The following is a 17544-nucleotide window of genomic DNA, read 5'->3' on the forward strand; positions in this document are numbered from 1 at the left end:
AATGAGCACATTTACAATATTCTTGGTTCTTATCATCGCAGTTTGCTTTTTATTAGTGTTGGTGATCATGGTTCAAAATCCAAAAGGCGGCGGATTATCGTCCTCATTCGGAGGTGGAGGCAGCCAAGTCGTTGGTGGGGTAAAGAAGACCGGTGACTTTTTGGATAAAAGCACCTGGACCCTGGCCGGATTACTCATTGTTTTGATTTTGGCATCCAATGTCGCCCTTAAGGGAAGTTTCAGTGATGCGGAATCAAAATTATTGCAAGGTGATGACATAGAGGAAACGGTTCCCGAGGCAGTACCTGAAGAGGTACCAGCACCTGCCACTAATACCGGTAGTGCTTCAGACAGCCTGTAACATACCCCTTTAAACAATATTAAAATGCCAGCCTGAATGACAAGCTGGCATTTTTGTTTTACAATTTGTCAGTTTTTATCGAATGGCATAATTTCTGACTAGTACATCCAGTAATTTTAAATCAACTTAAAATATTCAATATGGCTAAAGTTAACATTAAACCATTGGCAGATCGAGTTCTTATAGAGCCAATGGCCGCAGAAACCAAAACTGCATCCGGTATCTACATTCCGGACACCGCTAAAGAAAAACCTCAAAAAGGGAAAGTAGTTGCTGTAGGCCCTGGAACAAAGGATGAGCAAATTACCGTAAAGGTGGGTGACACTGTCCTTTATGGGAAATATGCCGGTACCGAGTTAAAATTGGAAGGTACCGATTACCTGATGATGAGGGAAAGTGACATTTTAGCAATTATATAACTAACGTAAATTCCAAAGTATACAAATCACAGGTTCCCAAACGTAATCTTCATTATAAATGGGAATTTGGATATTGAAATTTGGAGCTTAAAATTTTAAAAATAAAATTTTTATTATGGCAAAAGATATAAAATTTGATATTGAAGCACGCGATGGCCTAAGAAGAGGGGTAGATGCCTTGGCCAATGCCGTAAAGGTAACCTTAGGGCCCAAAGGTAGGAATGTTATCATCAGCAAATCATTCGGAGCTCCTGTAGTCACCAAAGACGGTGTTTCGGTAGCTAAAGAAATCGAGCTGGAAGATGCTTTGGAAAACATGGGGGCACAAATGGTTAAGGAAGTAGCTTCCAAAACCAATGACCTTGCAGGTGACGGGACAACTACAGCGACCGTTCTTGCCCAAGCCATCGTTAAAGAAGGCTTGAAGAATGTTGCCGCAGGTGCAAACCCAATGGACTTGAAAAGAGGTATCGACAAAGCTGTTGAGGCCATTGTTGCCGATTTGGCCAAACAATCCAAAAAGGTCGGCGATTCTTCCGAAAAAATAAAACAAGTTGCCTCTATTTCTTCGAACAACGATGAGACCATTGGTGAGTTGATTGCCCAAGCATTCGGCAAAGTTGGCAAAGAAGGTGTTATCACCGTTGAGGAAGCCAAAGGAACGGATACTTATGTTGATGTTGTAGAAGGTATGCAATTCGATAGAGGATACCTATCTCCTTATTTCGTGACCGATTCTGAAAAGATGACCACTGATTTGGAAAACCCATACATCCTTCTTTTCGACAAGAAAATCTCTTCCATGAAGGATTTACTTCCGGTCTTGGAGCCTGTGGCCCAATCGGGAAAACCATTATTGATCATCGCCGAAGATGTAGACGGTGAAGCTTTGGCCACTTTGGTAGTCAACAAATTAAGGGGATCATTGAAAATCGCCGCTGTAAAAGCCCCAGGATTCGGTGACCGAAGAAAAGCAATGTTGGAAGATATTGCCATCTTGACCAAAGGAACGGTAATCGCAGAAGAAAGAGGTTTCTCTTTGGACAATACCACAATTGACATGTTGGGTACCTGTGAAAAAGTGACCATCGATAAAGACAACACGACTATCGTAAATGGTGGTGGGGTCGCTGAGGACATCAAAACAAGGGTAAACCAAATCAAAGCACAGATAGAAACCACAACTTCCGATTATGATAGGGAAAAACTACAGGAACGTTTGGCCAAATTGGCCGGTGGTGTTGCCGTTCTTTATGTAGGTGCAGCTTCTGAGGTTGAAATGAAAGAAAAGAAAGACCGTGTTGACGATGCATTGCATGCAACAAGGGCTGCGGTAGAAGAAGGTATCGTTGCAGGTGGTGGCGTTGCATTGGTTCGTGCCAAGAGCGTCTTATCCAAAATCAAAGCCGAAAATGCCGATGAGGAAACCGGATTACAAATCGTTGCAAGGGCCATTGAAGCCCCATTGCGAACCATCGTTGAAAACGCTGGAGGTGAAGGTTCCGTAGTTGTAGCTAAAGTTCAGGAAGGCAAAGGTGATTACGGCTATGATGCCAAGTCTGAGCAATATGTTGAAATGTTCAAAGCAGGAATCATCGATCCAATGAAAGTTACAAGGGTTGCCTTGGAGAACGCCGCATCGGTATCCGGTATGATCCTTACTACTGAATGTGCGTTGACCGATATCAAGGAAGATACACCTGCTGCCATGCCTCCAATGGGCGGTGGCGGAATGCCCGGTATGATGTAATCGTAGCATTACAGCCAAATACAAACCTGAAAACACAGGTTCTACAAATAAGAAACCGCACTTGGAAATCCAAGTGCGGTTTTTTTTGTTGTCCTGTAATGGGAAATCCGTCAGGTATTTGACCCACGATGATCAATTTGGCACTAAACCAATCGTCCGCAACGAATTGATCTTGACTACATTTTGTGAATGGCCCCATCATCCGAATTGTCTTCCCTGTACTTACAACAGGGATGCACACTATTATAAGCCTCCTCGGTAGCCTTTAATTCCTTGGTATCGTGACCTACCGCAACTATAGCCGTTTTGATCTTCATGGCATCGGTTTTGCGTTCATCCATGATTATCGATAATTGATGTGTGGGTATATCCCAATTTGCATACTTCACCCCTTTTACGTTCAAGGCCGCCTTTTCAATACGCTCTTTGCACATGGCACATTTGCCGTTAACATCAAAAGTCATTTTCTTATTCTTATCCTGGGCCGTGGTCAATATGGCCATTAACATCATTGCAATTGATAAAACCGTTGTCTTCATTGTTTTTATATTGATTGTTAGGTATTATATTTTAAATCTAAATCCGCCATAGAACATTCTCCCCATGATCGGCGCATACACTATTGTGGTGTCAAAATTTGGGCCAAATGGATCATCTGCGGCCAGAACCGGATTATCCTGCTGCACCCCACTTATGTTCTCTGCCCCTAAATATAACTCAAACTTACCTGAAAATACTTTGGTGATTTGGGCATTCATAAGGTTATATGGCGATGAATGATCCGACAATCGGTACTGATCGGGATTGGTACTGGTATCGGGCAATCTCATTTCCCCCATACTATGCAAGGTATAATCGAATTTCCATTGTGCCCCGTCCTCCTTGGCCTTGGTCACGTAACCCAAGTTGATGAAAAAACGATGTTGTGCCTGTAATGGCTTTTGCAGGGTACCCCCTTGGTAATCGGTCGATACATCATAATATTTATAGGCCGTCCTGAAATTTAAACGGGCCAACAATTCGTAATTCAATTCGATTTGGAAACTCTTCGCACTACTATTCCCATCCAAATTATAGAATGAAACTTCCTGCGGGTTTTCCCAATCGACTACGACTTGATTCGTAAAATCGGTGATATAATAATCGACCGAAATATCCCCTTTTTTATTCAGGAAATTAAACCCTTGCAAAAAACTCACCCCGTAATTCCATGCATCTTCCGGCTCCAGGCCATAAACATTGCCATCCGTATCCAAGATATTTACCTTCCGGGCCGATGCAAACAATTGTTGGTTCTCCGCAAAGATATTGGCCGCTCTTTTTCCCCTTCCGAACGAACCCCGTAAACTACCCTTTTCCCAAGGTGTATAGCGAATATGGAACCTTGGCGTCATAAACGTTCCCAATCTATTATGACGATCAACGCGCAACCCAGCCGTTAAACTGACTTTCTCCAAGTTCTCGTAACTATATTCAAAAAACGCCCCTACCGATCTGTCTTCCCGTGAATAGTCGGTACCGGTCACCATTTCGTCATATCCATCATACGCAAAGGTAATTCCCGTAGCAAACCTGTTTCGGGTATCGCCGATAATTGAATTGAATATGAGGTTACCATACAAACTTTCATGATCGATATCATAGGTTCCAAATCCGAAATACGAATCCTGTTTATGTAAACTATAGGAAGTTTGAAACCCAAAACTCTGATAAGGCAGTTCCGGAAAAACATAACCCAATTTCACCGATGTATCGAAACGACGGGTATTGATCTCACTGCCCCAACTATTGGTCGTAAACTTATCGGTATCAGGATTGAAATCCATTTGCCCTACTTGTTTTTCGTCATTCAAAAATCGCACATTAAAAAAGCTGACCCATCCTTTTTCCGGATCTTGGTATTGCCAACGGTTCATAATATTAATTTGATCGGCCAATGGGGCATCCAAGAATCCGTCTTCATTAATATCCTCTTTTTGGGTCCGGGTATTCCCATGGACATAAAAACCGGCACTTAATTTTTCAGTAAGCTTTTTATTGAAATGCGTATTCAGCTCATAACGTCCGTTCTGATTCGCATATCCATTTACGAAAATGGCCTTATCGGTAAGTGGTTTCACAAGTTCGGTATTGATCTGGCCCGAAATACTTTCATACCCATTGACCACACTTCCTGCCCCCTTGGTAATTTGGATACTCTCGATCCAGGTACCGGGAGTGAATGTGAGTCCGTAAGCCTGCGATGCCCCACGAACCATGGGGATATTCTCTTGGGTTATCAACAGATACGGACTTGTCAGCCCCAGCATTTGAATTTGTTTTGTCCCTGTCAATCCATCGGAAAGGTTTACATCGATCGCAGGATTGGTCTCAAAGCTCTCTGCCAGATTACAGCAGGCTGCCTTCAATAGTTCCGCACTATTCACGGTTACGACATTCGACGGACTGAAAAAGGTTTTCTGAATGGCATCACGCTCCTTTTTCACTATGACCTCATCCAGCGCATTGGAAGCTTTCAGCGTATGACGTATATATTTAGGGGTATTGACCGTTAACGTATCCGGTTCATACCCGACATAACTAATGATCAATTTGTTGAAGTCCTTTAAATAAGGTATCGAAAATTTACCGTCAAAATCGGTTACGACTCCGGTTTGTGAATCTTGCCAATACACATTGACCCCGGACAACCCCAGATTATTCTCCCCTTCACTTGTGTCCATGACCATTCCTTCCACTTTCCCTTGAGAGAAAGCCAACCAAGGCAAAAGAGCGGAAAACCATACAATTAAATTTTTATTCATTTATTCCATTAAAACTTTTGTCAATTCATCTTTGTATTTGGTGGATATGGAAGGCTCGTTCCATATTCCGGTCTTTAGACGCCCTTTGAAACAACCATTCAACACCGTTCACTTTTTACGTATCATCTTCAAGATAAATCCTTTACGGTCAAATATTTACATTAAACAACGTGCTGCAGTGGCTACTGGTTTTTCCCATGGTGGTTAGTCCCTGTCCCATATAACCGGGAACGGTCCAAGGCGGGCGTATGGAGAAAAAAAAGGAATCAAATCAAGAAGACATCGCCGAGCAATTGGATATCCTTGACGATCTTGGGCGGAATATATTGCCTATTCACAATATTGTGGCCATGGATCGGTTCAAAAAGACCAAGGCAGCCATCGATGTACGTGATGAAGTACAGTTGCCGTTCCAGATCAATATCGGTATCGGAAGGCTTGATATCATTTTGACCTTTTTTCGCAATTATCTCATTCGCACAGCACGATTTTTTACCGATGATCGTTTCCGGATCGGAAGCATCCGGACTATCCATCCCACAACCTTCGGCATCAACGAAAAATGCCATATCGACCAAATGCCCCATACAAAAGTGCTTTTCGACCTTCCAGGAAGTGGTGGTGGCCAAAAGCAGAAGGGCCATGGAAACTGCGATTATTTTGGATACATAGGCTTTCACGGATCCAAAAATACAAATATTTGGTTTGTATGCGTCCCATGGAACCCGTTTATGCAATTTTAGGTTAAAGCGCTCAAGCTCCCATTCCATGGAATTACAAAGCAATTTAATATCTTCGCCAAAAAAAATCATGCTCAAAGAACTGCAACCTGAAATAAACGAACTGTTATCCAATGGCAATGCCGGCATGGACGAACGCCTGCAAGGCATCTGCGAATTACTGAAAGATCGTGTTCCCCATTATGATTGGGTCGGTTTTTATTTCAAAAACGGGGATAAGGAAGAACTGAAACTAGGTCCTTACGCCGGTGCGCCTACCGACCATACCATTATACCCTTTGGCAAGGGAATATGTGGTCAGGTCGCCGTAAGCAACCAAAACTTTGTGGTCCCCGATGTCAATGCCCAGGACAATTATATTGCCTGCAGTATAACCGTGAAGGCAGAAATTGTCGTTCCCCTATTTTTGAATGGTGAAAATATCGGTCAAATCGATATCGATTCGAACACGCCCGATCCCTTTACGGAAGAGGACGAGAAATTATTGGAATATATCAATTCCGAAATTGCCAAGATCATGTGAACCAAAGGGTATTCCAACTTGTTGGATACCCCTTTCAGTAAATTCACTCTTAGAATTGGGACGGGCATGGGTCAATATCTTGGGCCTGCCCCCTGTTTGGCCACTTCTAAAGCTGTTTTCGGCACCTAAATCATGTAATTTGACCCTAACCAGGTTCCATTGGTTAAAACTTTCTTGTTTTTGTTGATAACCTACCTTATTTGTTAGCCTCAAAAAAATTACTTTTGTGTGCTTAGAAACCAAAAATCGAGCAGCAGCAAAATGAGCACCAAGAAAGCGACATCGGCCTTAATATCAGTATTTCATAAGGACGGACTTGAACCTATCGTAAAAAAATTCAATGAACTCGGCATCACCATATATTCTACTGGGGGAACCGAGAAATTCATCAAAGACCTAGGCATAGACGTTGTACCGGTTGAAGAGGTAACCAGCTATCCTTCGATCCTAGGGGGCAGGGTAAAAACCTTGCATCCAAAAGTCTTTGGGGGAATTTTGAACAGACAGGACAACGAAAGCGATCTGGCACAATTGGAAGAATTTGAAATTCCACAATTGGACATTGTCATCGTAGACCTATACCCATTTGAAAAAACAGTGGCCAGTGGGGCTTCCGAACAGGAAATTATCGAAAAAATAGATATAGGTGGCATTTCGTTGATACGGGCGGCCGCAAAAAATTACAAAGATGTCCTTTGTGTGTCTTCCATGGAAGATTACGCCGAAGTGCTGGAATTGATAACCCAAGGCAATGGATCGACCACCCTTGAAGATCGCAGACGCTTTGCCACAAAATCATTCAACATTTCTTCCCATTACGATTCAGCGATATTCAATTATTTCAATGCCGACCACCAAGAGGCTGCATTAAAGATCAGTGAAACACAGGGGAAAGTTTTACGCTATGGCGAAAACCCACACCAAAAAGGGTTTTTCTTCGGTGATTTTGACGCCATGTTCTCAAAACTCCATGGCAAGGAACTCTCGTACAACAACCTACTCGATGTTGATGCCGCAGTGAACCTAATGGGCGAATTTAAAAACGACGGCCCCACCTTTGCCATTTTAAAACACAATAATGCCTGTGGTCTGGCCATGAGGGACACCCTTCATCAGGCCTACTTGGATGCTTTGGCCGGCGATCCCGTTTCTGCATTCGGTGGCGTTCTGATCAGTAATAAGGAAATTGACAAGGCAACTGCCGAGGAAATCCACAAACTTTTCTGTGAAGTGGTCATCGCCCCGAGTTATGCCGATGACGCCTTGGAAATTTTGAAAGGCAAAAAAAACAGGATCATCCTGATCCAAAATGAGGTTGAAATGCCCGACATGCTCGTCAGGACATGTTTGAACGGCGTATTATTACAAGAAAAGGACCACAAGACGGATGCCGTTGCCGATTTAACCGAAGTTACCGTAAAAACCCCTACAGACCGTGAGGTAGAAGACCTTATTTTCGCCTCTAAGTTATGTAAACATACCAAATCGAATACCATCGTCCTTGCTAAGAACAAACAACTATGCGCAAGTGGTACCGGACAAACTTCCCGCGTAGATGCCCTGAACCAGGCGATACACAAGGCAAAGTCGTTCAATTTTGATTTAAACGGGGCCGTGATGGCGAGTGATGCCTTCTTCCCTTTCCCCGATTGTGTCGAAATTGCGCATAAAAGTGGGATTACGAGCGTTATACAGCCGGGAGGGTCGATCAAGGACCAACTGAGCATCGATTATTGCAATGAAAATAATATTGCCATGGTAATGACAGGCACACGTCATTTTAAGCATTAATTTCACTACTTTTGTCGATGAAATGCACCATTAACCCGAACAAATAACAAAAAATGGGATTTTTTGATTTCTTAACCGAGGAAATTGCCATTGACTTAGGTACGGCAAACACCCTTATCATTCATGCGGACAAAGTCGTTGTAGACAGTCCGTCAATCGTTGCCAGGGATCGTATTTCGGGCAAAATCATCGCTGTAGGTAAGGAAGCCAACATGATGCAAGGGAAAACCCACGAGAACATAAAAACCATTAGACCGTTGAAAGACGGGGTTATTGCAGATTTCGATGCCTCGGAAAAGATGATCAATATGTTCATCAAGAATATTCCCGCATTAAAGAAAAAATGGTTCCCTCCTGCCTTGCGGATGGTCATTTGCATACCATCGGGCATTACGGAAGTTGAAATGCGGGCGGTTAAGGAATCGGCGGAACGTGTCAATGGCAAGGAAGTGTATTTGATTCACGAGCCCATGGCCGCTGCCATTGGTATCGGTTTGGACATCATGCAGCCGAAAGGGAACATGATCGTTGATATAGGTGGGGGTACCACCGAAATCGCCGTTATCGCCCTTGGGGGTATCGTTTGCGACAAATCGGTTAAAATTGCGGGAGATGTATTCACCAATGACATCATCTATTACATGCGTACGCAGCATAACCTTTATGTAGGGGAAAGCACTGCGGAAGCCATAAAGATCGAAATAGGTTCGGCTACCGAGGACCTTCAAACCCCACCTGACGAAAAATCGGTTCAAGGGCGTGATTTACTTACGGGTAAACCCAAGCAAGTACAGATATCGTATAGGGAAATTGCCAAAGCCTTGGACAAGTCCATTTTAAGGGTCGAGGATGCCGTGATGGAAACCTTATCACAAACCCCTCCGGAATTGGCCGCCGATATTTACAACACCGGAATTTACCTTGCTGGTGGTGGATCCATGCTTCGGGGGTTAGACCGAAGACTTTCACAAAAAACGGATCTCCCCGTATATATTGCCGAAGACCCATTACGTGCTGTAGTTAGGGGTACGGGTATAGCGTTAAAAAACCTAGAGCGTTACAAAAGTATTTTAATCAAATAGGACCTCTCGGCACCCAAGTTGCTTTATACCGGTTTGGTTCCAAGGGTTTCAGGATATTTCGACGAGCATACAAAACAAAGAAAGTGAATGCAGCAGATCATCAAATTCATAATACGATATAAGATTTTTCTTCTTTATATCTTATTGATGATCATTGCCTTTGCTTTTACGGTACGATCTCATTCTTACCACCAGTCCCGATTCTTCAATTCTTCCCATTGGATTTCGGGGAACATCTATGGTACGTTCCAGGGCATCGACACCTATTTTGATTTGGATGACGAAAATGAAAGATTGCTTCGCGAAAACCAAATTTTACGCAGCAAACTATATAACCAAGCACCGATTCCCAATATCACCATAGACACTGCGGATTTAAAGTACTCCATTATTTCGGGCCAGGTAATCAAAAACAGCTATGCGGGCAGTAGAAATTACATCACCATAAATCGGGGAAAAAGGGACAGTATAAAACAAGACATGGGGGTTATTACCGATTTGGGCATTCTGGGCATCGTGGAAAACACCTCCCGAAAATTCGCCACGGTTCAAAGCATTCTCAATACAAAATCGAACATCAATGCCAAATTGAAGAACACCAATCATTTCGGTTCATTGATTTGGGATACCGAAAACTACAACACCGTCCAATTGATAGATATTCCCCGTTTGGTACCTTTGAACATTGGCGATACCATTGTCACGGGGGCCATGAGCAGTATTTTTCCCGAGAACATCCCCATTGGCACCATTAAAAAGTACGACCTGGATACCTCCAAGAGTTTTTATCGTATAGATGTGGGGCTGTTCAACGATATGACCAATATCAAGAATGTCTACATCATCAATAATCTAGACCGAAAGGAAATCCAGGAGCTGGAAGAAAGAACCGAGAATGAATAGAGGTATTTTCTTAAATATCGTCCGCTTTGTTTTACTGGTTCTGGTACAGATACTGGTTTTCAACCGACTTAACTTTTTTGGGTATATCAACCCCATGGTATATATCATGTTTCTTTACTGGTATCCCATAAAGCAGAACAGGGCGTTGTTCATAGGGGTATGCTTCCTATTGGGGCTCTCGATCGACTTATTCTCCGATACCATGGCCATGCACACGGCGGCGACCACTACGATCGCCTACTTCAGATCCACGGTAATGCGTTTTGTTTTCGGTATCAATTACGAATTCCAAAGTTTTAAATTAAGTAATACCACTAGGGTACAACAATTTACATTTTTAGCGTTATTGATATTGGTACACCACATGGTTTTCTTTTCATTGGAAATTTTCAGTTTTTCCAATGTCATGTTAATTGTTAAAAAAGTGTTGTCCTTTGGTGCTGCCTCCTTAATTTTGTGTTTATTGTTCATATCATTGTTCAGTAGCAACAAAGCTTAAGGCACTTTTTGATAAATATCGTTCTTAACGCTACGAAACAAGGATGTTCGGTGCATTTAAATAGTTGTTGAATTTTAAACGGATTAAGTTCCTAAAGCCTAATCACCATCTTCTATGAAGAAGATTCTTTTATCATCTATAATCCTGATTATCGGAATAGTTTTTATCGCCAGGTTATCTTACCTACAGATATTCAGTTTTTCCGCCGATCAGGTCTTGGAAGATCCCGCCATAAAAGCTATCTATGATTATCCCGAAAGGGGATATATCTACGACCGAAATGGCAAATTATTGGTGGGGAACGACCCTGCTTATGATGTCATGGTCATCCCCCGGGAGGTCAAGCCGTTGGATACCTTGCAATTCTGTGAGCTCATCGGTCTCGAGAAGGAAGACTTTGTGAAAAAACTCAAGAGGGCCAGAATATATTCCCCGCGTTTACCTTCGGTTTTGGTGCCACAACTTTCAAAGGAAGACTATGCAAAACTTCAAGAAAAAATGCGCCATTTTGAAGGTTTCTACATCCAAAAAAGATCTTTGCGTTACTACGATACGAAAAGTGCCGCCAACGTCCTTGGATACATCAGCGAGGTCAATGAACGGGATTTGGAACAAAACCCATATTACGTTCAGGGCGAACTTAAGGGAAGAACCGGTGTAGAAAAAACCTATGAAGACATATTAAGGGGTAAAAAAGGGGTTCAGTATATTCAAAAAGATAGGTTCAATAGGGATATCGGCCCCTACAAAGAGGGGGAATTGGATACCCCTCCGGAACAAGGAAAGGAAATCAGCATTACCATAGATAAGGATCTTCAGGAATACGGGGAATTGCTTATGCACGGCAAACGCGGTGGCATTGTTGCCCTTGAGCCCGCAACCGGCGAAATATTATCCATGATATCAGGCCCTACCTACGACCCTTCCCTTTTGGTAGGCCGTAAAAGGTCAAGGAACTACACAAAACTTTATAACGATTCGATTGCCAATCCCACGTGGGACCGGGCACTCTTGGCAGAACCTTCGCCAGGTTCCCCCTTTAAAATCTTGAATGCATTGGTCGCCTTACAAGAAGGGGTCATCATCCCTGAAACCAAAATAACATGCTATCATGGTTTTTATGTCGGCAATACCAAACGAGGTTGCCACTGTGGTGGTGGGATCCGCGATCTTAATTCAGGTATTTACAAGTCCTGCAATGCATATTTTGCAGGGACCTTCAGGAAAATATTCGACAAATTCGAGACTGCCGATGAGGCGATGGACGTATGGGAAAAACACATGAGGAGTTTTGGTCTTGGCGGTTATCTGGGTTCTGACCTTCATACCGGAAGACCGGGAAGAATACCCTCAAAAGAGTATTACGACAAATGGTATGGCGACAACCGTTGGAGCTCCTCATATATCATTTCAAATTCCATTGGACAAGGGGAGGTAGCGGTAACGCCCATCCAATTGGCGAACATGACTGCGGCCATAGCCAATCGAGGCCATTATTTTACGCCCCATATCATAAAAAAAATCGATGGGGAGGATATTACCATTCCTGAATTTACCGATTTAAAACAAACTACGATAGACCGAAAATATTTTGAACCCATTATCAAAGGCATGGCCGATGTTTATCATAAAGGTACTGCACGATGGGTTCAAATCCCGGATATTGAAATCGCTGGTAAAACAGGTACCGTAGAAAACTATACCATTATCGATGGCGTGAAAACCCAGTTGACCGACCATTCCCTATTTGTGGCCTTCGCCCCAGTAAACAACCCTAAAATAGCCATTGCCGTTTATATCGAAAACGGATATTACGGATCACGTTATGCCGGACATATCGCATCCTTGATGATAGAAAAATACCTTAAAGGCGAGATTACCAGAAAGGATCTTGAAAAAAGAATGCTGGAAAAAACCCTGGAACACGAATACGCAAAACCGTATAGTGGTGAAGAGTTCAAGATAAACGAATATGTTTGGTAAAAATATAGCAAAGCGTATCGATTGGTTATCCATATCCATCTATTTGGCCCTTGTGACCATTGGCTGGGTCAATATTTACTCTACCACCTTTACAGAGACTGATGCGTCGATTTTCAATTTCGCAACCTTGGCCGGCAAGCAATTGTTCTTTATTGGGGTAAGCTTGGCAACCATCATTGTGATCATAGGATTAGAGGCCAACTTTTATGAAAGGTTTTCCAGCCTGATGTATGTCATAGCCCTACTGTTGTTATTGGGTCTTTTTGTTTTCGGAAAGACCATATCCGGGGCCACTTCTTGGTATAATCTGGGGTTTTTCAACCTTCAACCCTCCGAATTCGCCAAAGTGGCGACCGCACTGGCATTGGCCAAGTATTTAAGCGATATACAAACGGATATAAAAAGGCGAAAAGACCAGTTTTATGCGTTAGGGATCATTCTATTGCCCGCCTTATTGATCATCCCACAACCCGATCCCGGGAGCGCCCTGGTATTCTTTGCTTTGATATTCGTGATTTTTAGGGAAGGACTTCCGTTATATTATTTGGCTATCGGCCTTCTCGCGATTTCAGTGTTCATAACGACTTTGATGTTCGGTACCATTTGGATCGTCATATTCATTGGGTTGTTTTTGGTGATTTTTTTCCTTACCAAAAAGAAAACATTCAAAGTCCCGGTTTTCCCCTTGATCGGTGTAATAGTGGTCACCATTTTATTTTCACTATCGGTGAATTTCGTGTTCAACAAGGTTTTTGAACAAAGGCATAGGGATCGTTTTGGCCTTTGGCTGCGCTTGGAAAAGGACCCCACAAAACTGGAACAGATCCGGAAGAGCGTTGGGTACAATACCTATCAATCGGAGAAGGCCATTGAGTCTGGCGGTTTTTTCGGAAAAGGTTTTTTGGAAGGTACCCGTACCAAAGGGGATTTTGTACCTGAACAACACACCGATTTCATTTTTACCACTGTAGGGGAAGAATGGGGTTTTATGGGCACGGCAACGGTCATCCTGCTCTTTACATGCCTATTCCTTCGGTTGGTCTATTTGGCCGAAAGGCAAAAAAACCCATTTTCACGAATGTACGGGTATGGGGTCATATCCATCTTATTGATCCATTATTTTATCAATATAGGGATGGTCATCGGTATATTACCCACTATCGGTATACCGTTACCGTTTTTTAGTTATGGCGGTTCGGGTTTGCTCTTTTTTACCATCTTGTTGTTTATATTCTTAAAGCTCGATTCGAACCGGTTAAAGGAAGGCATCTAAAATTTCCATCCGGAAACTGTTGTAGTACTTTCCAGCTTTGCTTCGATCCCATCAGGTAATTTTTCAAAAAAATCCAATCCGGTCATCCGCTCCACTTCATCGACAGGGACCAGGAATGCCTGCAATGTTTTGGAACTTTCACTACTGGGCATTAAAAAAGCGAGTACCTCAAGGTCATCCATATCCCCTTTGGCAATAATTTTATAATAGTACTTAGGAACGTCCACATCTTCCTCCCCTATTTCCTCAAGGCCTTCTTCGAGTACACCTCCCGTAACCACAAAAACCTCCCCATACCGTTTGGCCCATCTCCTTACCTGCATTTCCAACCTATTCCAGATACCGGCATTAAAATCGCGGTCTTGTGGACTTATATTACTGGTATAAAACGTCTCCTTATAAGCATATTCCGAAAATCGCCGATCCCCGGCCGGACATAAATGGCCCCGATCATAGCCAGATCCTTTATAATTGCGCCAATCTGCCGATTTGGTCTTTACCTTAGGGTCCTCGATAAAATATGGCCGTTTACGGTCCTCATACGTTAGGTGTTCCTTTTTAAGCATATAAGCCACCCATTCGGCCTGTTCAAAGGGCTCGTTATAGGACAGTATGAAATGGTCATGGGCCGCAATGGCCCCTGTGGTGGAACTGGGCAAAAGAAAAGAGGGGATACTGGTCTTTTGTCCGTCATCGAGTGCTACCGAATAGGTGTCGGGAGTATAAAAATTTTCAAACAACCAAAAACCAATGATACACAATACCATTAAAATGGCATAAAGGGTTTTGTTTTTCCTAGCGCGATCCATCTGGCAAATTTAGTTTAAATTCGTAAAGTCCCAACCCCCAAAACGATTCCAGGGGTTTTGAAAATGGGACGCAAAGGTATCCCTGGTGAAGCCCCTGATTTACCCTACGAAAAGAACAAGGACAGAAAAAACATTACTATGATCACTTGGAAAAATGTCATCGATTTTACATTAAACGGCAATCCGGCACCGGACCAAAGGGTAGCGAAAACAGAAAATGAATGGCGCGAGATCTTAAGTCCGGAACAATTCAGGATTACCCGTAAAAAAGGAACCGAAGCCCCCCATTCGGGAGACTTATGTACTATTCACGAAGCAGGAAAATACAATTGTGTATGTTGCGGGTCCCCATTATTCGATTCCACGATAAAATTCGAATCGGGTACCGGCTGGCCCAGTTTTACCCAACCGGTAAAAAACAATGCCATCAAATACAAAAAAGACAGCAGTTTTGGAATGATCCGGGTAGAGGTCATGTGCAATAGCTGTGATGCCCATTTGGGCCATGTTTTTCCTGACGGCCCTGAACCCAGTGGCTTACGGTACTGTATAAATTCCATGTCGATGGTTTTGGAACCTTCGAAAGGGGATATACATTAGTTTTCATCCGAAGACAACAAATCGGATCCACTACTTTTTGAGGTGGTCGTTTTTACCATCCCCCTCCCATTCGCTTGGTCGTACCCGAACCACCCTTAAAATTGAGCCATTGGGGACAACTGCATTCGATCACACCCAAAAAACGGTTTCTTTTGTACCCCACCCATACATTATCGGAAATCCTCAGCCATTCTTAAAATTAATCAGGATATCAATAAAAATAATTCCGATAATTATTAAATGTCCAAAAGTGGTGTTTCCCCAACAAAAAGTTATCTTTGGTTTCATGTAAAAAATGTAAACCAATCAAAACCATGGGGAAAAAATCAACTGCAAAAATCAATATTTATTTTATTACCATTGTAATTACCTTAGGCGGCCTGTTATTCGGATATGATACAGGGGTTATCAATGGAACACAATTCTATTTCTCCAAATACTTTGAACTTACCGGAGCATTAAAAGGGTTTATCGTCAGTAGTGCGTTATTGGGAGCCCTGGCCGGTGCCGCTACGGCAGGAGTGATAAGTAAGGCCATAGGCAGAAAAATATCCTTGATCATAGCTTCCCTGCTGTTTATCATTTCGGCATGGGGATCGGGTCTGCCCAGCATATTGCCCGAATCAACGACCTTATTGGTTGTCTTTAGGCTCATCGGGGGAATCGCCATAGGAATTGCCTCCATGAACGCCCCCATGTACATTGCTGAGATTGCCCCCGCAAAGAATAGGGGTAACCTTGTCACCTTTTACCAATTGGCGGTGGTCATTGGCTTTTTTATCGTATTCCTGGTTACGTATTTTATCGGGGCCGAATTAAGTGAAAGTGAGAATATCGCCTTCGGATGGCGTAACATGTTCTGGTCGGAATTGGTACCCGCCGGATTCTTTTTCGTCTTCCTTTTCTTTGTACCTAAAAGTCCCCGTTGGTTAATGATCAAAGGTAGGGAGGATGAGGCAAAGAATATCTTGACCCGCATACATGGTGAAGCAATCGCCGCTAAGGAATTCAAGGACATCAAAGATTCCATCGTCGCGGAAAGCACGGAGAAAAAAGCATCCATCTTTAATAAGACCATGCTACCGATCGTCATCATAGGCACGGTACTATCGGCCTTGCAACAGTTTACGGGCATCAATGCGGTACTCTATTACGGGGCCGACATATTTGAGCAGGCCCTTGGTTTTGGACAGGATGACATTCTACTACAACAGATATTATTGGCCACCGTAAACCTGGTCTTTACCTTCATTGCCATGTTCACGGTAGATAAACTTGGCCGAAAACCCTTATTGATTATCGGTGGTTTTGGTATGCTAATCGGTTTCTTATTGATGGGCTTCACCCTTTATTTCAGTGATTATGCCCATGTGAATTCTGCTGGCCTACCCACAATTTCTTCCTCTGAAGGCATCATAAGTCTTATCGGCGTGCTTATTTTCATCGGCTCCTTCGCCATGTCTATGGGCCCTATTGTTTGGGTGTTATTATCTGAGATATTCCCCAATAAAATACGAAGTGCCGCCATGTCCGTTGCGGTTGCAGTGCAATGGTTGGCCAACTATTTCGTATCTCAGACCTTCCCTATGGTGGTCGAAAGTGATGCGAATGACCTGATCATGAATGGAGGTACTTGGAACAATGCGTTACCCTACTTCCTGTTTTCGGCCTTTATAGTCATCATTATAGTATTTGTCTATAAATACATTCCTGAGACCAAAGGAAAGACCTTGGAAGAAATGGAAGCCTTGTTCTCTAGGAAATAACGCGGGTTTATAGCCTAAGCTACAAGTCGCTTTGAATTTATATTAAAATGCCCCATACAATGGATATTGGGCATTTTTAGTTTACAAATAAAGGCACACTGAGAGTCATGGATTACTTTAGCTTCGCTGCACCTCGTGGTTGAGTCCGTTACCTCACCATTGTGAGGGTAACGAGCTATGTTTTCGCTACTCCTTGGTTTGGTTTTAAGGTGTCAGTTCTTTAATTCATGCCCTGAGCGCA

16 protein-coding genes are annotated in these 17544 nt (G+C 43.0%); 12 read left to right on the forward strand and 4 right to left on the reverse strand.

The annotated features are described in order from the left end of the window. The first annotated feature begins 1 nt into the window (after position 1). From secG to groL, 3 genes are all read left to right on the forward strand, one after another. Complete coding sequence (gene secG / locus PHU20_RS13455) at positions 2–361, forward strand: preprotein translocase subunit SecG (protein ID WP_274825907.1); 360 nt, start codon at positions 2–4, stop codon at positions 359–361. Between the two features lie 140 nt (positions 362–501). After that, positions 502–780: a co-chaperone GroES gene (locus PHU20_RS13460; protein ID WP_274825908.1), complete on the forward strand. Its 279-nt coding sequence runs from the start codon at positions 502–504 to the stop codon at positions 778–780. A 115-nt stretch (positions 781–895) separates the two neighbouring features. Next, positions 896–2530, forward strand: a complete 1635-nt coding sequence (gene groL / locus PHU20_RS13465; RefSeq protein WP_274825909.1) for a chaperonin GroEL — start codon at positions 896–898, stop codon at positions 2528–2530. Positions 2531–2706: 176 nt separating this feature from the next. Here groL and PHU20_RS13470 read toward each other — a convergent pair whose 3' ends face one another. The 3 genes from PHU20_RS13470 to PHU20_RS13480 all read right to left on the reverse strand — a co-directional run bounded on the left by PHU20_RS13470 (position 2707) and on the right by PHU20_RS13480 (position 6104). Next, entirely contained in the window at positions 2707–3069 is a 363-nt protein-coding gene (locus PHU20_RS13470) for a heavy-metal-associated domain-containing protein (protein ID WP_274825910.1), read from the reverse strand. A gap of 24 nt (positions 3070–3093) precedes the next feature. Further along, the gene (locus tag PHU20_RS13475) at positions 3094–5334 is read right to left on the reverse strand and encodes a TonB-dependent receptor (protein WP_274825911.1); all 2241 of its coding nucleotides are present in this window, start codon (positions 5332–5334) and stop codon (positions 3094–3096) included. 266 nt (positions 5335–5600) lie between these two features. Then, a complete protein-coding gene (locus PHU20_RS13480) occupies positions 5601–6104 on the reverse strand; it encodes an HYC_CC_PP family protein (RefSeq protein WP_274825912.1) in 504 nt (167 codons plus the stop codon). 40 nt (positions 6105–6144) lie between these two features. Between PHU20_RS13480 and PHU20_RS13485 the strand changes: the two genes are divergently transcribed. From PHU20_RS13485 to rodA, 7 genes are all read left to right on the forward strand, one after another. Further along, positions 6145–6597, forward strand: coding sequence for a GAF domain-containing protein (locus PHU20_RS13485; protein ID WP_274825913.1), 453 nt, complete (start codon positions 6145–6147; stop codon positions 6595–6597). A 261-nt stretch (positions 6598–6858) separates the two neighbouring features. Further along, a complete protein-coding gene (purH, locus tag PHU20_RS13490; protein ID WP_274825914.1) occupies positions 6859–8388 on the forward strand; it encodes a bifunctional phosphoribosylaminoimidazolecarboxamide formyltransferase/IMP cyclohydrolase in 1530 nt (509 codons plus the stop codon). Between the two features lie 53 nt (positions 8389–8441). Further along, a complete protein-coding gene (locus tag PHU20_RS13495; RefSeq protein ID WP_274825915.1) occupies positions 8442–9470 on the forward strand; it encodes a rod shape-determining protein in 1029 nt (342 codons plus the stop codon). Positions 9471–9557: 87 nt separating this feature from the next. Further along, complete coding sequence (gene mreC, locus PHU20_RS13500; protein WP_274825916.1) at positions 9558–10373, forward strand: rod shape-determining protein MreC; 816 nt, start codon at positions 9558–9560, stop codon at positions 10371–10373. Then, a complete protein-coding gene (locus tag PHU20_RS13505; protein WP_274825917.1) occupies positions 10366–10872 on the forward strand; it encodes a rod shape-determining protein MreD in 507 nt (168 codons plus the stop codon). Before mreC ends, PHU20_RS13505 begins: the two co-directional genes overlap by 8 nt. Before the next feature lie 114 nt (positions 10873–10986). Further along, positions 10987–12855, forward strand: a complete 1869-nt coding sequence (mrdA, locus tag PHU20_RS13510) for a penicillin-binding protein 2 (RefSeq protein WP_274825918.1) — start codon at positions 10987–10989, stop codon at positions 12853–12855. Continuing rightward, positions 12845–14128 carry a rod shape-determining protein RodA gene (gene rodA / locus PHU20_RS13515; protein WP_274825919.1) on the forward strand — a complete coding sequence of 428 codons (1284 nt, stop codon included), beginning with the start codon at positions 12845–12847 and terminating at the stop codon, positions 14126–14128. The genes mrdA and rodA overlap by 11 nt, the downstream gene beginning before the upstream one ends. Here rodA and PHU20_RS13520 read toward each other — a convergent pair. After that, the gene (locus tag PHU20_RS13520) at positions 14125–14937 is read right to left on the reverse strand and encodes a DNA/RNA non-specific endonuclease (protein ID WP_274825920.1); all 813 of its coding nucleotides are present in this window, start codon (positions 14935–14937) and stop codon (positions 14125–14127) included. The two genes, rodA and PHU20_RS13520, sit on opposite strands and share 4 nt — an antisense overlap. 138 nt (positions 14938–15075) lie before the next feature. Between PHU20_RS13520 and msrB the strand changes: the two genes are divergently transcribed. Together msrB and PHU20_RS13530 are read left to right on the forward strand one after the other, a co-directional pair. Continuing rightward, a complete protein-coding gene (gene msrB, locus PHU20_RS13525) occupies positions 15076–15537 on the forward strand; it encodes a peptide-methionine (R)-S-oxide reductase MsrB (RefSeq protein ID WP_274826340.1) in 462 nt (153 codons plus the stop codon). A gap of 314 nt (positions 15538–15851) precedes the next feature. Continuing rightward, positions 15852–17303: a sugar porter family MFS transporter gene (locus PHU20_RS13530; protein ID WP_274825921.1), complete on the forward strand. Its 1452-nt coding sequence runs from the start codon at positions 15852–15854 to the stop codon at positions 17301–17303. The last annotated feature ends 241 nt before the right edge of the window (positions 17304–17544 follow it).

Origin of the sequence: Maribacter polysaccharolyticus, from assembly GCF_028882255.1 — a bacterium.
In the GTDB taxonomy this organism is placed as follows: Bacteria; Bacteroidota; Bacteroidia; order Flavobacteriales; family Flavobacteriaceae; genus Maribacter_A; species Maribacter_A polysaccharolyticus.